Annotated in this window: 19 protein-coding genes and 3 pseudogenes; 5 read left to right on the plus strand and 17 right to left on the minus strand. The window is 71.7% G+C overall.

The window, feature by feature from the left end; all coding sequences use genetic code 11:
- Together ACIO9K_RS18140 and ACIO9K_RS18145 are read right to left on the minus strand one after the other, a co-directional pair.
- Positions 1 to 1,857: WD40 repeat domain-containing protein (locus ACIO9K_RS18140; protein ID WP_400330950.1), on the minus strand; the 1,857-nt coding region annotated here is incomplete at its 3' end.
- A 141-nt stretch (positions 1,858 to 1,998) separates the two neighbouring features.
- Positions 1,999 to 2,637, minus strand: a complete 639-nt coding sequence (locus ACIO9K_RS18145; protein ID WP_400330953.1) for a TetR/AcrR family transcriptional regulator — start codon at positions 2,635 to 2,637, stop codon at positions 1,999 to 2,001.
- A gap of 64 nt (positions 2,638 to 2,701) precedes the next feature.
- Here ACIO9K_RS18145 and ACIO9K_RS18150 point away from each other — a divergent pair, with 64 nt between their 5' ends.
- A complete protein-coding gene (locus tag ACIO9K_RS18150; RefSeq protein WP_363588941.1) occupies positions 2,702 to 3,220 on the plus strand; it encodes a GNAT family N-acetyltransferase in 519 nt (172 codons plus the stop codon).
- Between the two features lie 31 nt (positions 3,221 to 3,251).
- Here ACIO9K_RS18150 and ACIO9K_RS18155 read toward each other — a convergent pair.
- A pseudogene (locus ACIO9K_RS18155) lies at positions 3,252 to 3,440 on the minus strand (hypothetical protein); the annotation flags it as partial.
- Positions 3,441 to 3,920: 480 nt separating this feature from the next.
- Here ACIO9K_RS18155 and ACIO9K_RS18160 point away from each other — a divergent pair.
- Entirely contained in the window at positions 3,921 to 5,405 is a 1,485-nt protein-coding gene (locus ACIO9K_RS18160) for an HNH endonuclease (RefSeq protein ID WP_400330956.1), read from the plus strand.
- Between the two features lie 375 nt (positions 5,406 to 5,780).
- On the opposite strand, the gene ACIO9K_RS18165 is transcribed toward ACIO9K_RS18160, so the two are convergent.
- From ACIO9K_RS18165 to ACIO9K_RS18180, 4 genes are all read right to left on the minus strand, one after another.
- On the minus strand, positions 5,781 to 6,188 hold the full coding sequence (locus ACIO9K_RS18165; protein WP_400330961.1) for a hypothetical protein: 408 nt from the start codon (positions 6,186 to 6,188) through the stop codon (positions 5,781 to 5,783).
- Positions 6,189 to 6,421: 233 nt separating this feature from the next.
- Entirely contained in the window at positions 6,422 to 6,730 is a 309-nt protein-coding gene (locus ACIO9K_RS18170) for a hypothetical protein (RefSeq protein ID WP_400330973.1), read from the minus strand.
- 10 nt (positions 6,731 to 6,740) lie between these two features.
- The gene (locus ACIO9K_RS18175) at positions 6,741 to 7,022 is read right to left on the minus strand and encodes an RHS repeat-associated core domain-containing protein (protein WP_400330975.1); all 282 of its coding nucleotides are present in this window, start codon (positions 7,020 to 7,022) and stop codon (positions 6,741 to 6,743) included.
- A gap of 710 nt (positions 7,023 to 7,732) precedes the next feature.
- Positions 7,733 to 8,236, minus strand: a complete 504-nt coding sequence (locus ACIO9K_RS18180) for a MarR family transcriptional regulator (protein ID WP_363620552.1) — start codon at positions 8,234 to 8,236, stop codon at positions 7,733 to 7,735.
- 85 nt (positions 8,237 to 8,321) lie between these two features.
- Between ACIO9K_RS18180 and ACIO9K_RS18185 the strand changes: the two genes are divergently transcribed.
- Both ACIO9K_RS18185 and ACIO9K_RS18190 read left to right on the plus strand, forming a co-directional pair.
- A complete protein-coding gene (locus tag ACIO9K_RS18185) occupies positions 8,322 to 8,828 on the plus strand; it encodes a cupin domain-containing protein (protein WP_363620550.1) in 507 nt (168 codons plus the stop codon).
- Between the two features lie 44 nt (positions 8,829 to 8,872).
- Positions 8,873 to 9,292 carry a RidA family protein gene (locus ACIO9K_RS18190; RefSeq protein ID WP_363620548.1) on the plus strand — a complete coding sequence of 140 codons (420 nt, stop codon included), beginning with the start codon at positions 8,873 to 8,875 and terminating at the stop codon, positions 9,290 to 9,292.
- Between the two features lie 77 nt (positions 9,293 to 9,369).
- Here ACIO9K_RS18190 and ACIO9K_RS18195 read toward each other — a convergent pair whose 3' ends face one another.
- On the minus strand, positions 9,370 to 9,543 hold the full coding sequence (locus ACIO9K_RS18195; protein WP_363620546.1) for a hypothetical protein: 174 nt from the start codon (positions 9,541 to 9,543) through the stop codon (positions 9,370 to 9,372).
- A 261-nt stretch (positions 9,544 to 9,804) separates the two neighbouring features.
- On the opposite strand from ACIO9K_RS18195, the gene ACIO9K_RS18200 reads away from it, so the two are divergent.
- A complete protein-coding gene (locus ACIO9K_RS18200) occupies positions 9,805 to 10,470 on the plus strand; it encodes an SMI1/KNR4 family protein (protein ID WP_400330980.1) in 666 nt (221 codons plus the stop codon).
- An 89-nt stretch (positions 10,471 to 10,559) separates the two neighbouring features.
- Here ACIO9K_RS18200 and ACIO9K_RS18205 read toward each other — a convergent pair.
- The 9 genes and pseudogenes from ACIO9K_RS18205 to ACIO9K_RS18245 form a co-directional block, all read right to left on the minus strand.
- Positions 10,560 to 10,980, minus strand: a pseudogene (locus ACIO9K_RS18205) (transposase); the annotation flags it as partial.
- Positions 10,981 to 11,058: 78 nt separating this feature from the next.
- Positions 11,059 to 11,514: pseudogene (locus tag ACIO9K_RS18210) on the minus strand (winged helix-turn-helix domain-containing protein); the annotation flags it as partial.
- A gap of 379 nt (positions 11,515 to 11,893) precedes the next feature.
- Positions 11,894 to 12,667 carry a PIG-L family deacetylase gene (locus ACIO9K_RS18215; RefSeq protein WP_363620816.1) on the minus strand — a complete coding sequence of 258 codons (774 nt, stop codon included), beginning with the start codon at positions 12,665 to 12,667 and terminating at the stop codon, positions 11,894 to 11,896.
- 542 nt (positions 12,668 to 13,209) lie between these two features.
- Positions 13,210 to 13,455 (minus strand): NUDIX hydrolase, encoded by a 246-nt coding sequence (locus ACIO9K_RS18220; protein ID WP_363620542.1) that lies wholly within the window; start codon positions 13,453 to 13,455, stop codon positions 13,210 to 13,212.
- Positions 13,456 to 13,457: 2 nt separating this feature from the next.
- A complete protein-coding gene (locus ACIO9K_RS18225) occupies positions 13,458 to 13,970 on the minus strand; it encodes an HIT family protein (protein WP_363620541.1) in 513 nt (170 codons plus the stop codon).
- Positions 13,967 to 14,443, minus strand: coding sequence for a GNAT family N-acetyltransferase (locus ACIO9K_RS18230; protein WP_363620539.1), 477 nt, complete (start codon positions 14,441 to 14,443; stop codon positions 13,967 to 13,969). The genes ACIO9K_RS18225 and ACIO9K_RS18230 overlap by 4 nt, the downstream gene beginning before the upstream one ends.
- A 150-nt stretch (positions 14,444 to 14,593) precedes the next feature.
- Complete coding sequence (locus tag ACIO9K_RS18235) at positions 14,594 to 15,076, minus strand: NUDIX domain-containing protein (RefSeq protein ID WP_363620537.1); 483 nt, start codon at positions 15,074 to 15,076, stop codon at positions 14,594 to 14,596.
- Between the two features lie 41 nt (positions 15,077 to 15,117).
- Entirely contained in the window at positions 15,118 to 15,786 is a 669-nt protein-coding gene (locus ACIO9K_RS18240) for a winged helix-turn-helix domain-containing protein (RefSeq protein ID WP_363620535.1), read from the minus strand.
- A gap of 278 nt (positions 15,787 to 16,064) precedes the next feature.
- Positions 16,065 to 17,381: a helix-turn-helix transcriptional regulator gene (locus ACIO9K_RS18245; RefSeq protein ID WP_363620533.1), complete on the minus strand. Its 1,317-nt coding sequence runs from the start codon at positions 17,379 to 17,381 to the stop codon at positions 16,065 to 16,067.
- Positions 17,382 to 17,449 lie beyond the last annotated feature (68 nt).

A 17,449-nucleotide genomic window follows, 5' to 3' on the forward strand; every position in this document is an offset into this window, starting at 1 on the left:
CGCCACCGTGTTCACGTCGCCGGTGTGGCCGGTCAGGGGCTCGCCGACCTGCTGACCCACAGTCAGATCCCAGACCCGTACGTCATCCCAGCTGCCGGTGATCGCTACAGGGCGGCCGTCGACCACTGCCGTCGCCACCGCGTTCACCCCCTCCTCGTGGCCGGAGAGCGGCTCGCTGATCTGCTCACACGTGGTCAGGTCCCATACCTGTACGTGGTTGCCGGCGACCGCGACGGGGCGGCCGTCGACCACCGCCGTCGCCACCGCCCCCACCCAGTCGTCCTGGCCGGTGAGATGCAGGCCGATCTGCCGGCCGGTGGTCAGGTCCCAGACCCGCACCGTGCCGTCGCCGCCGGTGATCGCCACGGGGCGGCCGTCGACCACTGTCGTCGCCACCGCGTTCACATCGCCGGTGTGGCCGGTGGGCGGTTCACCAACCTGGCCGCCCGAGGCCAGGTCCCACACCCGCACCATCCCGTCCTGACTGCCGGCGATCACGTGGGGACGGCCGTCCAGCACCGCGGTCGCCATCGCCCGGACCTTGTCGGTGTTGCCGTTCACCGCCTCGCCGATCTGCTTGCCGGTGGTCGGATCCCACACCTGGAGCGTCCAGTCCTCGCCTCCGCTGACGATGCAGGGGCGGCCGTCGATCGTTGTCGTGAGCACCGACAGCACCCAGCCGTCGTGACCGGTGAGAGGTCGGCCGATCTGCCGGCCGGTGGTCAGGTCCCATACCCGCACGGTCTCGTCGTGGCTGCCGGTGACCGCGACGGGGCGGCCGTCGACGACCCCCGTCGCCACCGCTCGCACCGCCTCCTCGTGGCCGGTGAGCGGCTCGCCGATCTGTTCGCGCGTGGTCAGGTCCCACACTCGCACGGTCTCGTCGTGGCTGCCGGTGACCGCGACGGGGCGGCCGTCGAGCACCGTCGTCGCCACCGCGCACACAGCATGGGTGTGGCCGGTGAGCGGCTCGCCGATCTGCTCGCGCGTGGTCAGGTCCCACACCCGCACGTCACCACTGCCGGTGACCGCGACAGGGCGGCCGTCGAGCACCGCCGTCGCCACCGCCGACACCGCAGCTGTGTGGCCGGTGAGGGGTTGGCCGATCTGCTCGCACGTGGTCAGGTCCCACACCCGCACGGTCCGGTCACCACTGCCGATGAGCGCCACGGCGCGGCCGTCGACCACCGCCGTCGCCACCGCGCACACCTGGCCGGTGTGGCCGGCGAGGGGTTGGCCGATCTGCTCGCACGTGGTCAGGTCCCACACCCGCACGCTCCGGTCAGTACCGCCGGTGACCGCGACGGGGCGGCCGTCGACCACCGCCGTCGCCACCGCCAGCAACGCGTCGGTGTGGGCGGTCGGAATACGACGCACGGACCGGTCGAGCTGGGAGCCGGTGGCCCACTCGACGCCCCACGGTGCGGCGGGTTCGTCCTCCACCGGTACCGCGGTGATCCGCGCCGACAGCTCCCGGTCCCCGTAACGGGCCGCGTCCAGCGCCAGCAGTTGTCGGCGCACCCCCGCGGTGACGTCACGATGCAGGTGTGTCGAGGCCCGGTACACCGACGCGGCCAATCGCGCCACCGGACCCGACGCCGCATCCAGCAACGCCAGTACCGATCCCGGGTCCGCGTTCACCAGGAACCCCGGATCGGCCAACCGCCCAACGGCCGCGGCGGATTCAGCACGCGGGTGGAAGTCCCGCAGATCGTCAGACATGAACGGCACAGTAGCCGTGCCCGGCAACCACGGCACCGCAGAAAGCGCGACCGCCAGACCCCCGCCCGCACATGGGCAGGGCACCGCCAGGACGCGGGCGCCGGCACACGAACACGAGGCGTCGCCCTTGTCCATGACGCAGGCCCCTGGCTGGACTCCGCCGGTGTCCTCTTCGGCCTGTCCGCGTGAGTGGCGACCAGGCGCCAGGTCCTCAGGCGCCGCTGGCAGGTGGCGAGCGCGCGGCCTCCGGGTGCGGCGTGGGCCGGCTGCCGGGCGTCAGCCGAGGGCGGCGTCGAGGAAGGCGTGCCAGGCGGCGTGGACGCGGGCGGCGTGGTTCCCGCCACCGTCGTTGCCGTCCTCGCTCCCGTCCTCGCCGCCGCCCCCGCCCCCGCCCCCGCTCCCGCCGTCGCCGTCGGCGAGGAGGTCCAGCAGCAGGCCGCGGAGGACGGCCAGCACCACGGTGGGATTCGCGCCGGTGCCGTCCAGGGCGCGTTCCAGGGGCGGCAGCCACTCGTCCAGCGAGACGGTGCCGAAGTCCAGCCAGGGCCCGGAGCCGCCGAAGGCGCGGACGTACCCCTCGAAGAACAGGCGTAGCGCGCCCCGGTGCTCGGGTTTCGTCAGCCACTCCCAGAGCAGTTCGAGGGTCTCGCGGGCGTCGCCGCCCTCGGTCTCGGAGCGCTCCAGCAGCGCGAGTTGCTCGGCCCGGCCGACCGCCAGGACCTCCCGGACCAACTGCTCCTTCGACCCGAACAGGTACAGGAGCACCCGCGGGCTGGAGCCGATCTCGGCCGCCAGCGGGCGCAGGGAGAGGTCGGACACGTTGTGCTCGGCGACGTAGCGGACGGTCGCGGCGAGGATCTCCTCGCGGCGCCGCGACGGGCGGGAGCGCGCATCTGCGGGGGTGGGGGTGGACACGTGGTCTATCGTTCCACTGAAACGACTGTTTCAGTGGAAGTGCCCTCCTGGAAGGGATGCCACCATGGCCGCCACCGCACCCGGATTCGCGACCGTCCGCGAGGCCGTCCGCCCCGGAGACCTCGGCACCGTCGCCGCCCTGCACGGTGTCCTCTACGCCCGCGAGTACGGCACGGACGAGACCATGGAGGCCTATGTCGCCGCCGGGATGGCCGAGTTGGTCCTCGCCCGGGCCCGCGAGGGCGGTGCGGCGCCCGGTCGTCTGTGGGTCGCCGAACTCGACGGCCGCGTGGTCGGCGCCACCGGCCTCGTCCGGGCGGACGAACGCCCGGGCTGGGGCCAGCTGCGGTGGGTGCTCCTCGACCCGGTCGCCCGGGGCCGGGGCCTGGGCGGCCGGCTGCTGGAGACCGCCCTGGACGAGGCCCGCGCCCGTGCGTACGAGGGTGTGCTGCTCTGGACCATCGCGGGCCTCGACGCCGCCCACCACCTGTACGCGAAGGCCGGTTTCGAGCTCACCGTCTCCCGTTCCGCCCGCAAGTTCGGCCTGGACACGGTCGAGCAGCGGATGGACCTGCGGCTCTGAACGGGACTCTGGCGTAAGCGACTTCCGCCCTTCAGGGCTTCGGGCTGAGGGAGCCGCTCGCCCGGCAGAGCTCCGCGTACCGTCCGGCGCGGGCGAGAAGGTCCGCGTGCGTGCCCGACTCGACGACCCGGCCGCCGTCCAGAACGATGATCCGGTCGGCATGCCGGACCGTGGACGACCGGTAAGCGATCGTGATCGTGGTACGGCCCGCGGAGAGCGCGCATGCGTCGTGTCGGCCCGGACTCGCGGTCATGGCGGTCGGTGAGGTGGAATGAGTCCGATCGGGCCACGGGTCCGACGAGTGGACCGGAGTGCTTGGGTGGGGACGATTCTCAAGGGCGTAAGCCGTGTGCACTGGGACGAGTTGAAGCATGCCTGTGGATCTGCGGCAGATGTTCCCGGCCGAGCGAGTCCTGCTGCCGGGCCTGACACAAGAGCCTTCCCTGGCACTCCGGCATCGGCCGTCGGCCTGGTGGTGCTCCTCGCTGCCGTCCGGGATCTCCGGGGGTCGCTCGACGCTGGCCTTGTCCCGGGCCCGCTGCGCCCCGGCTGCGGCCGCCGTCCGGGACCACGGAGGCCTCTGGACGAGAGGCAGCCACCGGACGGCTTGGGTCGGTGCCGGGTGATAGATGATCAGCAGGGCCGGGTGGCATGGCAGACAGGGGGAGGGCGCAGTGTCGGATGTGGTGATTGGGGTCCGTTGGGAGATATCGCGCGGCAGGCAGGGCTGCAGGATGGCATCCACACCGAGGACGTCTATGCGGCGGCCCTGTGCTGGTGGGCCACCGCTGTGGCCCCCTCGGCGGTCCTTCCGGTCGGCCTCATGGAATGGCCTTGCCTGGTGTGGGGAGCCTTCCTGGCCGACGACGCCCGGCCTCCACTGGTTGCGGCCCTGACCACAGCCGGTATGGACCCCAGCCGCTTTCGCCGGCTCACCCGCCACCACGACATCACGACAACGGAGAGGCTGCGGGCCGCTTGGCGCCGGTCCGCCCGGAGTACCCGGCCCGGCACCGGCTTCTCTCTGCTGCTCACCGGCAGCCCCGTCAAGCGCCGCCCATCGAGGACGTTCTCCGATGACTCCCTCGCCTACGCGTTGCGTACGGCCTGGGACGGCAACGAGTACCGCAGCCTCGAACATCAGCGTCGTTCGCGCGCGGGCGGTCCGGCGGGGGAGGCCCCCAAGATCGGGGTGCTGTGGGAGATGCCGGTGGGCGACTGGAGGTACAGAGCACAGACGGAAGCGGCTTCCTCCAGCAGGTTCCTGGTCTTCCGCCGGAAAGGGATGATCCCCGGCTCCACGCTCCCCGGCCGCCGGATAGTGCCGACGGCTTCCCGGGCCGTCGAGGGCCTCGCCCGGATCCACGAGAGCCTGTCGCGCCAGCAGGTGCAGTTCACGACGACGGGTGAGGCAGCCGCGAAGTTCTGGCCGGTCCGGCTCAGCGCTGCTCGCTTCGACGACCAGGAGTCCCTGCCGGAGGACCAGTTCGTCCGACTGGACGCCCACACCCACCGGATCGCGGCAGCGCTCGCCCTCGCCGAGGACACGGACGTGATCACCGGCGGCCACATCGAAGCGGCATGGTCCCTGGTTGCTCGTTCTGGCCGGGATCGGGCCAGGTTGCTCTGCCCTGATGCCCTGGACCTCGTCGGCGGCATTCTCGACGAGATCGGCGGGCAGGTCCGGACCGCGACCGGCTCGCCGCGGGCCCTGCCGCTGGGAGAGCTGTTCCCGCCGGGTGGTCTCCATGCCGACAGCGCGCCTGCCGCGGTGCCCGCCAGCGGGGTAAGGGACAGGAAGGGCCGGATCCGGCGTGACGGGGCGGTCGTTCAGGACGTCAAGGACTGGTACGGCAACCAGTGCCAGATGTGTTGCAGCGTCCTGGGAATCCCGGGACCACGCCAGGCGATCAGCGAAGGTGCTCATATCCGCCCGCTGAGCCAAGGCGGACCGGACTATACCGGCAACGTCCTGTGCCTGTGCCCGAACTGCCACACGCAGTTCGACCAGGGCGGCCTCTACCTGACCGACGACCTGCGCGTCGTGGAAACGGTGACGGGCACAGTGCGGCAGCGTCTGGAAACGGAGCCCGGCCATGACGTCGGCCTGGAGTACGTTCGCTGGCACCGTGCGCGATGGGCACGGTACATCCAGCCCGTCAGGCAGACGCGCGGAGGGCGCTGACGGACGCTGTGCCATTGCGGAGAGGCGGAGTTCGCGGGCTGTGTCCGCGCAGCTGTCCGTTGCCAGCGACCGGCTGGGTTCGTTTGATGCGGGACCGGCTGCACGGCCAGCACCGGGCCGCCCGCCCACGCGGCTGCGGGGCTGCCGCGTGGTGACGGCCGTCGACCTCCAGTACCACCCGGATCGCGGTGTGCTGGTGCTGGCGCTGCTGATGGAGCTGGAGGACCCACTCGCCTGCCCGAACTCCTACGGCTGCTGCGGCTACTCGTCCTGCCACCGCCAGCCTCGACGGCCGGATCACGCGGCAGCCGGGGCGTCGGCGTTGGTCGGCCCGAGAGTTGGACCCGCCGGAGGAGCCACGGCGTATCCTCACTGTCAGCCCGGGAAACCCAACAGGTCGCGCAGAGCCTGGTCTTCTCGGACAGCGCCGGGTGGAGCCGTCCGTTCGAGGGCGGCCACGAGTCTCTGCCGGTCCCGCCGCCGCACGGACAGTAGCGGGATCCGGCAGCGTGCCCCCGTGCGGCTCTCGAGCAGGAGGGTGTGCGGCCCCCGGCCGGCGTCCGCCTCGGCCGCCACCGAGCGCAGCTCCGCCAGCGGGACGGAGGTGCGGCGCAGGCCTCGGCGGACGGTGACCCGGCCGCGGCCCACGGTGACCGAAAGGAGGAGTACCAGCGCGGGCGCGATGGCGCTCACGACCACCGCGGCGGCGTACACCGGGGCCATGGGACCGCCGTTGAGCGCCTTGGGCAGGGAGATCAGCAGGCCGCCCGCCGTGAGAGGCATTCCGAGGAGTGGGTTCGGCCGCACGGAGATCGGTGCGGACGGGGGTAACGCCTTGTCGGTCATCTGCCGTTCCTGTCGTAGAGAGGTACGGAACGCGAGCCACCGTGAGCGGCGGGCCGCCCCCGCGAGGAGAGACGGCCCGCGGTGGTGCCGTCGAAGGGACAGTATCGAGCCGGCCGTAGCCGGCGTGCACCGGCCGGGAACCGGGCTGGTCAGTTGCCGCAGATCTTGCGTCAGACGTCCAGGCCCTTGTCCGTCCGGGCCGGGAGGACGCCCCTCAGAGCGCCCATCGCCTTCGATCCGCCGAAGACGTAGCCTGTCAGGTAGAGGGCCTCCTTCCCGCAGTCCCAGGCGGTCGATCCGCCGCTGCACTTGTCAACCGCCAGGCCGGCCTCGGTGACGGTGCTGACCACCCAGGCTGCCTGGGAGATTCCCCCGGCGACGGCCGCGCAGGGCAGCGCGCCCACGACGCCGCAGCCCACCGCCGCCGTACCGGCGACGGCGCTGACGGCCTTGGCGACCGAGTTGATCTGCGAGATCACGTCGGAGTGGTCATGGGCGAACTTCTTGATGTTGCTCCAGCCCCAGAGCCCCGAGAGGGTCGGTCTGGTTGAGCGGATCGGCGTTGGCGTAGCCGTATGCGCTGAGGGTCTGTTCGACCACCGGGTCGACGCCGAGGAACTGCGCCGTGGCCGGGTCGTAGGAGCGGGCCCGGAGGTACACCAGGCCGCTCTCGTCGTCGCTGTACTGGCCCGCGTACCGCAGCGCGGTCGACGCGGGGCCCGTGTGGGAACTGACGGCGCCGTAGGGTGTGTAGGCGTACGCTCCGGCCACGGAGCCCGAGGCGTCGGTCAGGGCCCGGGTGGAGCCCAGCTGGTCGTGGAAGAACCAGAGGGTGCCGGTGCCGGTGATCTGTTCGACCGGCAGGTCGTCCGGTCCGTGGATGTACGAGGACGAGCCGTCGGAGAGCAGGTCGGGGATCTGTTGCGCGTCCCAGGTGTGGGAGACGGTGGTCGTCCCGGTGGACTTCCGCGTCCGCAGGCCGGTGCCGTTGTACGTGTAGGCGCTGGTGGTCCCGCCGCTGCGGTGTAGCCGTACTGGAAGTGGTCGTCGTCCTTGGGTGCGGGGCTGCGGGTGGTGCCGGCGCCGTAGACGTCGGTGAGGTTGCCGTGGGTGTCGTAGCCGTAACTCACCTGGCGGCCTGCGTTGTCGGCGAGGCCGGTGACGTGGTTGCCGGTCCAGGTGAGGGTGTAGCTCCGCCCGCCGGGGTCGGTGATGGCGCTCAGGTTGTAGGAGTGGGTCCAGCCCCAGCCGAACGGTCCGTCCGCGGCCAGGGCGCCGCCCGGGCCGACCGTGGCGGAACCGGCGGAGGCGCCGCGCCGGGCCGCGGCGGAAGCGGAGTACGTCAGGGTGTGGTAGTCGTCACGGACGGCACACAGCAGCGGGTGTCGGCCGCCGTACGCGTTCCCCGCGTACGGCGGCCGACGGTGTTCCGGAGCGGTCACGGGTGGCTGGGCCTCGGGCGGGGGCGTCGGGCGGGGCCGTCAGGGCGCCGGGCTCTGCGCGCCCTCGACGTCGGCGAGCAGTTTGCGCAGGAGCCCGTCCAGGGTGGCCCGTTCCTCGCCCGAGAGGGCGGAGAGCAGCGCGGTCTCGTTGGCCGCGTGGTCGGTGAAGGCGGCGTCCACGAGGGCGCGTCCGGCCGCGGTGAGGGCGATGCGGACGCTGCGCCGGTCCGCCGGGTCGGTGCGGCGTTCCACCAGGCCCGCCGATTCCAGCCGGTCGATCCGGCTGGTCATGCCGGCCCGCGACATCAGCAGCAGCGCGGCGAGTTCGGAGGGCATCAGTTCGTACGGTGCTCCGGAGCGGCGCAGAGTGGCGAGAACGTCGAACTCGCCGCGCTGGAGGCCGTGTTGCTTGAACACCTCTTCGATGACCCGGCCCGCGAGCAGCGCGAGGCGGCCGAGGCGGCCGACGGTGCCGACCGCCGCCAGGTCGAGGTCCGGGCGCTCCCGGCTCCACTGGTCGAGCATGACGTCCACGTGATCCATAGAGCCATATTATTCGATGGGAGATAGTTAGACGTAGTACTATCAGTCATGGAACTATCGGAGCACTCACTGTGGGGAGAGGCCAATGACGTTGATCGGACCGGAAGCTGTGGTGGTGCGGGGCGACGAAGCCGAGACCGTCGCAATGCTCGGCGGCAAGGGGCGGCTGCTGGCGGACTCCAGCGCCACCGGCGGCGCCCTGAGCACCCTGCGCGTCACGCTGGGGCGCGGCAGGGACGGCGCCACTCCGCACTACCACGGGGGCTCCTCGGAGCTGTTCTTCGTCGTCGACGGCTCGGCCCAGGTGCTGGTCGGGAACGAGGTGGTCACCGCCCGCAGCGGCGACCTCGTGGTAGTGCCGCCCCATCTGCCGCATGCCTTCGCGGCGGCGCCGGACTCCGGGGCGGACCTGCTGATCGTGATCACCCCCGGGGTGGAGCGCTTCGACTACTTCCGCCTGCTGGAGCGGATCCGCGCGGGCGAGGCGACGGTCGAGGAACTGCTCGCCAAGCAGGACCTCTTCGACAACCACTTCCTGGAGTCGCCGAGTTGGCGCGACGCCCGGGAGGAAGCCGCCCGGTCCGAGCCGTAGACCGCCCGGCACCGAGCCCGGCCCGACACCAGGGGAGGAACCCCGTGACCGACACCCGCACCATCACCAACCCGCCCGGCCTGCACGACCCGACGCCGTTCGGCTACAGCCACGCCGCCTCCGCGCCCGGCGAACCGGTCTTCATCGGCGGCCAGTACGCCTCCGACGCCAGCGGTCAGGTCGTGCCCGGCGACTTCGCCGCCCAGGCGGAGCTCGCCCTCGCCAACCTGCGCACCGCGCTCGCCGGAGTCGGCCTCGGCTTCGAGCACGTGGTCCGCCTCGGCTCGTACATCGTCGACCACGACCCGGAGAAGTTGGCCGTCCTCGGCAAGGCCCTGGCCGGGGCCTGGGGCGACCGGCTGCCCGCGCAGACGCTCAGCGGGGTCGCCTCGCTCGCCCTGCCGGGGATGCTCTTCGAGATCGATGCGGTCGCCATCCGGCCGACGGCGGGGGCAGCGGGCTGACCCACCCACGCGCAGGGGTCCCACCGATCGGTGGGACCCCTCGCCGTACCACCGCCGTTCGAGCCGGCGCGGACCGCTCACATGGCCCGGGTCGCCGCGCACAGCCGTCGTTCCACGGTGCCGGGGCCGTCGCCGAGGAGCCGCACCCGCAGGAACGGACCCTCATCGGTGGCGGCCGTGCCGAGGATCTGGAGCAGGGCCGTCAGCTCGCGGACCGGCTCGTCGGCGAGGACGGCCTCGGCCCCGCTCACCAGGATCAGCCGCCCTGCCGGGTCCGGCCGCCGGAGCGGGTAGCGGGTGACGGAGCGGGTAGCGGGTCTCGGTGAGGCATTCCTCGAAGGCGTCCCAGTTATACCTTGTCCCACGTCTGCTTGTACCGACCCGGCGGTCGTTCTCGTGTAGATCGAGCGGGGCTCGCCAGCCGGCGGTCTTCCGGCCGGGTCAGTGGCTTGTCGGAGCCGTGGCCTAAAGTGCAGCCTCTGACAGACTGACGGCCGGAGAGGGGTCGGGCGATGACCGAGGCGTGGAACCGGCTCCGGGCGATTATGGGCGAGCCGGTGTACACCCCGGCGAGGGTGCCGTGGGAGCTCGCACCGGCCGAGCTCGGGGTCCAGCTGCCGTCGGACTACCGGGCGTTCGTCGACTTGTACGGTGCGGTGAACCTGAACGGCGAGTGGGGCGTGCGGTCACCGACGAAGCACTCCTACGTAGCCGGCTCTCCGGGAGGCCTGGCGGGGTGGCGCTTCGAGACCGACACCGAGTTCCGGGGGCAGGTCGAGGGTGAGGACGAGTTCTGGGACCAGGAGCACACCCCTGTGTTCCCGGACCCGGGCGGGCTGCTGCCCTGGGGCATGAACAGCAGCCACAACTACTGCTGCTGGCTGACCACTGACCCGGACCCGGAGCAGTGGCCGGTGGCCGTCTTCTGCGATTTCAACGACGGCGCGCTCGACCGTTTCGACGGCGGCTTCGCAGAGTTCGTGGCGACCGTACTGACCGGTGACTACGCCCATGAGGATGAGTTGCTGGTGCGCCCGGACCCGGAAGAGTGTGGACCTCAACCGGCCCGACCACTCTGGACACCCGCCTACGACTGGACCGGCAAGGACTGGGGCGCGGAGTGGGGCATTACCTGGTACCGACCCACCGGGTCGACGGAGATGCCCTGGACCAGGTAACGACGATCCGGGTACACCACCGTGACTGTGCCGAGGCTGCCTCAACTCGTGCGCGACAGGAGGAACGGCCCCATCCGTGAGCTGGAGTGTCAAGCGGCGAGTGCGTGGGCTGGGTGGGACCAGGCGGTCGCCTCGTCGTACGGTGTGCCGGTTTTGAGGCAGCCGTGCAGGATGCCGACGAGCCGGTTGGGCGAGTTGGCGCAGGGCGGCGTTGAATTCGATGCCGCGGGCGCGTTGCTTCTCGTAGTAGGCCCTGGTGCCTGGGGAGACCCGCAGTGCGGAGAAGGCTTGGGCGATCAGGGCGTCGATGAGCCGGTCGTTGCGGACGTGCCGGGCGGTCACGACCTTCTTCTTGCCGGAGGCTCGGGTGATCGGGCTGGTGCCGGCGTAGTTCTTGCGGGCCTTGGCGCTGGCGTAGCGGTGAGGGTCGTCGCCGAATTCTGCGAGTACCCGGGCGCTGAGCATTGCTCCCAGCCCGGGCTGGGACCGGATAATCTCAGCGTTGGGGTGCCGGCCACCCGGGGCAGCCTGCATCCGCGCGGGAGGCCGCCCGGGCGCTTTTATCTCCGCCCAGGTCGCCTCCCTCCACGCGGCCACGACCTGCTCGTCGCGTTCGGCGGCCCGGCGCGCGGGGACCTGTGGGGTGAAGCCGAGCCGACGCATCAGCCGGGTGGCCCCCGAGACGCTGTAGGACACGTGGAACCTGCGGCCGATCAGCGTCGCCACCCGCGCACCGGTCCACACCTGGTCCTGGTCCCAGCCGTGCACGGCCGGCCCCTGCTCGAGGTATTCGGCCAGCTTCTCCCGGCACCGCGCCGACAGCTTGCACCGCTGCCCGCCCGGTCCCCGTGAAGCCGGCGCCCCGACCCCGTCCTCCCGCCAGGCCCGGTGCCACTGGTAGGCCGATTTCGCGGTCACCCGCAGCCTGCGGGCAACCTCCCTCGGCGGGACATCTTCGTCGAACAACGCGGCGGCCTCCAGCCGCACCGCCTCTCGGCACTGACGTGCCTTCGCCGTCAGCCCGCCCCCATCCGCATAGCGCATACCAACGGCATAGCACGCAAATGACTGCCAGTCAGCTACACAAAACAAGCCGATCACCTTGAAGCGCCGACATCAGTAAATTCGCCCTCCCGCTGCGCACTTCGCAGGATGGCGCGTGTTCGGATCGGGCTGGCCGGGCCGACGCCTGCCCGTACCGGGGCCCTCGGGTGCGCGCGCGGCCGCCGCGGCGGGAACCGCCCGGGTGCGGCTCGCGGCGACGAGTCGGCCTTCTGGCAGTTGGGTTCACGGCGGGCCTCGCCTGCTCAGAGCGCGGGCACCGCCCGTACCGGTGCCATTCTGCCGGCGCCGGCCCGGTGTCGTCCGTCCGGTGGGGAGGGCGGTTACTCGAATCAGCTGCGTCCAGGCGTCTGTCGGTCCGTCAGGCCGATGATCCAGCCGGGGAGTGCCGGGGTGGCGCGGTGAGTGACGTGTAGTGCTCGGTTCCGAGGATCCGGTACCTGACGTCCTCGGGCAGGCGGGTCAGGATTCCGGGGAGCGGGCGCTCTCCCTCGACCTGGCTGCGGTGGGCCGTGATCGCGGCCCACTTCTGGTCCAGCCACTGGCGTACATCGCATGTCACGTCGGCCAGGGTGTCGGGGACGCTCAGCACGGATTTGCCGACCCGGCTCAGGAGCGGCCCGAGGTCGGCGATCGCCGAGTGGGGGTGGGTGGCCATGTGGACGGCGGCGGGCTGCCAGGGCTCCCCGGCGTCCGGGTAGAGGTGTTCGAGTCCGGAGGCGGCGATGGCCAGCAGGGTCGCCCGGTGGGTCTGCCGGTGGTCCGGGTGGCCGGTCAGTTGCCCGTAGGCGTCGTGGGTCAGCACGATGTCGGGCCGAACCGCGCGGATGTGCCGCACGATGTCCTCGACCAGGCGATCGATGGGCGCGTCGCACAGCCGCGGCCGACCGGGAGCGGATTGCGGGACGCGGGCGTCGGCGTAGCCGAGCATCCTCGGTGCGCCGGCGCCCAGGATGTCCAGGGCGTCGGCGAGTTCGGCGGCGCGGTGGCTGTCCTCGGCCCAGGTGGCGGTGACGACGGCCGTCCGGACGCCGGACGCGGCGTGCTGGGCGAGGGTGCCGCCGACGAGGAGCGATTCGTCGTCCGGGTGTGCGAGCACGGCGAGCAGGGACGGCAGGGACGGCAGGGGTGGCATGGCAGGTCCTCCTTGTTCGGCGGGCGCAGGGTGAGTGGCTGGTGACGGCTGCCCGGGTCGGAGGCGGGCGGCGAGGGTGGCCATGTCGGTGGTGAAGCGGCCTGCGAGGTCGACGCCGGTCTCCTGGGCGATGACCATGAGCGAGAACAGGCAGTCGGACAGCTCGTGGCCGATGGCCCCGGTGCTCGCGGCCACGTCGGCGCGGTGGCCCTGGTGGGCCATGACCAGTTTCGCGAGGTCGCCGACGTCGCCGGTGAAACCGAGGACGAAGTCCGACAGGCCCCAGGTGCGACCCAGCTTCCGCCGGTTGATCTCGTCGTAGAGGTCGCGTACTTCGCCTGCGGCGGCGGACATCTCGTCCCAGGTGGTCATCGGCTGCTCCGTTTCGGGTGCGTGGTCGGGTGGCATCGGCGGCGGGTGCGGTCGTGTTCGGCGGGGTCGGGGGGAGATGCGTTCGAGTTCCTTGTCGGTGAGGCGGCCGCCGTCGAAGGTGACGCCGATCTTCCAGGGCCGCGGTGGTTCCGGCGGGGTGAAGGAGAGCATCAGGGAGCGGGGGCGTCGTCGAGGGCGGCGGGGACGAAGCCGATCTCCTCGGCGGTCTCGCGCAGTGCGCATGTCCACGGGTCCTCGTCGTTGTCGAGGAGGCCGCCGGGGTAGTGGTATTCGCCCGGGTGGTGGGCGGAGGTGAGCAGGAGCGGCCGGTTGTGACGGCCGGTCAGGAAGGCGCCGGCGTAGGAGATGCCGTGCGGCAGGGTGGGGACGAACCGCTCGGGCGGGACGAAGACCATGGTCAGGCTCCTTCCTGGCCGTGACGGCCGGGGTGGCCTAGCCGGGTGCGCAGGTCGGCGGCGAGGCGTTCGGCCTGGCCGGGGTCGTCGGGCAGGAGGCCCGCGCCCTCGGTCATCAGCGCGTGGAACTGCTGCTGCTCGTAGGGGGTGCCGGGCGGTAGGGCAGCGATGTGCCAGTGGACGTGGGCGTTGCCCTGCATGCTGCCCAGGCTCAGCAGGTAGAGGCGTTCGGTGGGGACGGTCGCGGCGAGCGCGGTCGCCACGCGGTGCACGACCAGTTGCAGGGCGAGGTACTGGTCCTCGGTGAAGCCGCTGACGGTGTCCTCGACGTGGGCGCGCGGGGCGACGAGGAGTTTGCCCGGCAGGGTGGGGTAGCGGTCGAGGAAGGCGACGTGGACGCCGTCGTCCAGGACGATACAGTGTTCGTACCCGGGCTCACCGGCGAGCATCGAGCAGATGAAGCAGGGGCCGTTGCGGGCCCGCTCGTTGTAGGCGTCGAGGTCGAAGGCGGTCACCGCGTCCAGCCTTCCGAGCCGGGGCGCAGTGCCATGTAGCCGTCGACGGGGTCGAATCCGAGGGTGCGGTAGAGCGGGGCTCCGGTTTCGGTGGCACGCAGCTCGATCGATCCGCAGCCGCTGTGCCGGAGTGCCTGGACCAGGGCGGTGGTGACGGCGCGGGCGTGCCCGCGGCGTCGGTGGGCCGGGTCGGTGGCCACGGTGTGGATCCGGGCCCACCGGCCGGTGGGGTGGGTGGGGCCCCGGTAGCCGCGGTAGACGATGCCGATGGCGCAGGAGGCCAGCGTGCCGTCGTCGGCGGGGACGACGTAGGCGAGCAGGTTCGGGTCGGTGCCGAGCCGTTCGCGCATGTCGTCGCGGAAGGTGGTGCGCCAGTCGTCGGTGAGCCGGGCGCCGTCGAGCACCGCGACGCGCAGGCGCAGCAGTTCGTCGGCGTCCTCGGGGCCGGCGGGGCGTACGGGGGATCCGGTCATGCGGGACTGCCTCCGGGGTTCGGTGGTCACTCGGGTGGTTGTCGGGGGAGGCCGGGGCGGACGAGGTGTCGGTCGGTGCCGCCGTCGGGCCGGTGCACGGCGCGGTAGGCGTACGGGATCCGGCTGGTGGGGAAGGCGGCGGTGCCTTCCTCAGTCCTGGACCAGGTCGCGGGGGTCGGCCCCCTCGGCCCAGCCGTGGGTGGAGAACCCGCGGCCACCGGACAGGTACGCGGACAGGGCGGCGTGGGAGGACGGGAACATCGGCAGCGGCAGCTCGCCCTCGGGCGACCACACCACGGCGAGGTGCTTGCCGGGCTCGGTGTTCGCCAACTCGCCCTGCCAGGCGGTGGCGAGGAAGACCGACAGCAGGAAGGGGCCCTTGCCGTCCCAGCCCTGGCGGACCTGGATCGTGTGGACCAGCCGCAGGTCGCACGGGTCGACTTCCAGCCCCGTCTCCTCCGCCAGTTCGCGGGCGGCGGCCTCGTCCAGGCGCTCGCCGACCTCGACCTTGCCGCCGGGGATCGTCCACACCGGCGTCGTGCTCCAGCTGTTCGTCGCGTAGTTGATCGTCGCGACCCGGCCGCCACCCCGGTCGTGGACGATGACGGCCACCGCCTGTCGCAGGCTCTCCACAGCACTACCTCCAAGGACGCTTGATCACTGACTTCGGCTCGTCAGGGTGATGTTGGGGTGTCGAGGGTCAGGCCGGTGCCGGCTATGAATCCGTCGGGTGTGTCGGGTCGGTACTGGAGTCGCTTGAGTCGGTTGCGGACGAGGGTTTCGAGTCGGTCGAGGGCGACCACGGCGAGGTTGGCGAGGCTGTGCTTGACGTGTGCCCAGACCCACTCCACGGGGTTGAGGTCGGGCGAGTGGGCGGGAAGGAGGAAGACCGTCAGCCGGTCGCGTTCGGCGATCAACTCGCCGATGGCGTGGGAGATGTTGGTGTACAGGCGGTCCCGGACCAGCGCGATCGGTGCTTTGGCGAGGTGGTGGACGCCGCCGACCAGAGCGGTGAAGTCGCGCTCGGCCACCCCGCGCTCGGCCACCCTGCGTGCGGGGACCTGCGGGCTGAGGCCGAGCCTGTGCATCGGCCTCGTGGCGCCCGAGACGCTGTACGAGACGTGGAGCTTACGCCCGATCGGCGTGGCCACCCGCGCAGCCGTCCACACCTGGTCCTCCACCCAGCCGTGCGCGGCCGGGCGCTGGTCCAGGTACGCGGCGAGTTTCTTCAGGCAGCGCGGCGGCAGACGGCACCGCGACCCGCTCGGACCGCGAGAAGCCAGAGCCTGCGCGCCGCCATCGCGCCACAACTGGTGCCACTGGTAAGCCGACTTCGGACTCACCCGCAGACGCCGTGCCACCTTCGGCGGTCGCCGGGCTCTGGCTCGCCGGACACCACCACGACGGCACCCCCAGGAGGGCACCCCCAAGGCGTGCGCTCCTGCGAGTACATCCAGCACTTCTCGCTGATATCGGTGCGAAGCCCGGCCCCGCGACCCGCATGGGGCCGGGCTTCGCAGACTGGCGCTTGGCAGCCTCCTGGCGACGGCGGCTCGGATCATCCTCCCCGGGATCATCCTCTCCGGGCCGCTGATCACCGCGACTCTGATCTGGGCATCCGTCACGCAGCCCGGACGCGCTCGATGAGATCGGCGACGCCGTCAACCTGGCGGTACGGCTTGAACGCCGGCGCGAGCTCGCGGACCAGGCTGACGCACCGCTCGGCGCCGATGCGGGTGGCCAGATCGAGGGATTCGGTGGTGACGGCGAGAGCCTGCTCGACGTCGTTGGATTGCAGGAAGCCCTTGGCCTGGTAGGTCAGGAAGATGCCACGCGTCTTGTCCCGGGCCTTGGGCAGGAGGGCCAGGCCCTCGGCCATCCTGACCTGCGCCTCGTCGGCCCGGCCGAGATCGAGCAGGCACTGGCCGGAGTCGACCGCGAGGTCCGCGGGGCGCATCCACGCGCACCAGCCCGGCGCGGGGTCGCCAGCCCGCGCCGACAGTGCGGTCTCGGCGTCGGACAGGTCGCGGTAGCACGCGGAGCGTTCGCCGAGCGCGGCGTGGGCCCTGGCCCGCCGGAGGAACAGCAGTGACCGGGCGGTGGGGTGCTTGGTACCGGACAGTGCGTGGCCGAGCTGGTCCACCGAGATGCTCGGTTGGCCGATCCAGTTCGACTGGTAGGCGAAGTCGGAGAGCACACCGGCGCTGAAGTCGCGGTCACCTGCGGCGTCGGCGGCTTGCAAGGCTCCTGCCCAGAGCTTTCCCGCGGCGAAGTGCTTGCCCTGGTCGAAGCGGTACCAGCCGCAGGTGGTGGCCAGTGACGCGGCCAGGAGGTGCAGCCGCTTGGCGACGGGCTCGGCGTGGCCGCCGCCCTCGATCAGGTCGGTGACGGTGGCGAGATGAGCGTCCATCAGCTTGATCGTGTGCTGGCGCTGTTCGGTGGGCAGGGTCGTCAGCTTCGCGCTGGTTTCCTCCAGCCAGTCCACGAGCCCGGGGTCCACGGCTGTCCTGCCGTCGAGGGCGGAAGTCAGGCGATCGGGCTCGATCGTGGCCCACTGGGCGGCGAGGCCGGCCAGCGAGACGGCGCTGAAGGTCATGAAGCTGCGGCGGTCCATGGCGGCTCTCTGCGCATCTCGAAGTGCTTGGACGGTGTACGCCGATCCCAGCGGCAGCGGAACCTCGCGGCCGGGCAGCCAATCGGGCCACCCGAACAGCTCCATGTCGGCGATCGGAACGTCGAAGGCTTCCGCGATCAGGATCTGGGAGTCCAGGTTCGGCTGCTTGCGCCAGTTCTCCCACCGGCTGACGGCCGTCTTGTCCGCGCCGGAGCGGAGCCCGTGCCTGCGGGCGGCCCGGTCGAGGAACACGACGAGGCCGCTCTGTGACCACCCGCGCAGTTCACGGGCGTAGGCGAGGGGGTGCCGGATCGGGTCGTCCACGGGGCCAATTCCATCATCGACAGTGACAGACAGCCTACTGCGCGCGAGCGCGGGACAACCCCGGGACT

It is taken from the genome of Kitasatospora sp. NPDC087271 (genome assembly GCF_044744605.1).
Classification (GTDB): Bacteria; Actinomycetota; Actinomycetes; order Streptomycetales; family Streptomycetaceae; genus Kitasatospora.

Coding starts and splice junctions, on each gene's coding strand:
- ACIO9K_RS18150 (WP_363588941.1), top strand. CDS start 2,702: ATGGCCGCCACCGCACCCGGATTCGCGACCGTCCGCGAGGCCGTCCGC.
- ACIO9K_RS18165 (WP_400330961.1), bottom strand. CDS start 6,188: ATGCCTCTCACGGCGGGCGGCCTGCTGATCTCCCTGCCCAAGGCGCTC.
- ACIO9K_RS18180 (WP_363620552.1), bottom strand. CDS start 8,236: ATGGATCACGTGGACGTCATGCTCGACCAGTGGAGCCGGGAGCGCCCG.
- ACIO9K_RS18185 (WP_363620550.1), top strand. CDS start 8,322: ATGACGTTGATCGGACCGGAAGCTGTGGTGGTGCGGGGCGACGAAGCC.
- ACIO9K_RS18200 (WP_400330980.1), top strand. CDS start 9,805: ATGACCGAGGCGTGGAACCGGCTCCGGGCGATTATGGGCGAGCCGGTG.
- ACIO9K_RS18215 (WP_363620816.1), bottom strand. CDS start 12,667: ATGCCACCCCTGCCGTCCCTGCCGTCCCTGCTCGCCGTGCTCGCACAC.
- ACIO9K_RS18220 (WP_363620542.1), bottom strand. CDS start 13,455: ATGGTCTTCGTCCCGCCCGAGCGGTTCGTCCCCACCCTGCCGCACGGC.
- ACIO9K_RS18230 (WP_363620539.1), bottom strand. CDS start 14,443: ATGACCGGATCCCCCGTACGCCCCGCCGGCCCCGAGGACGCCGACGAA.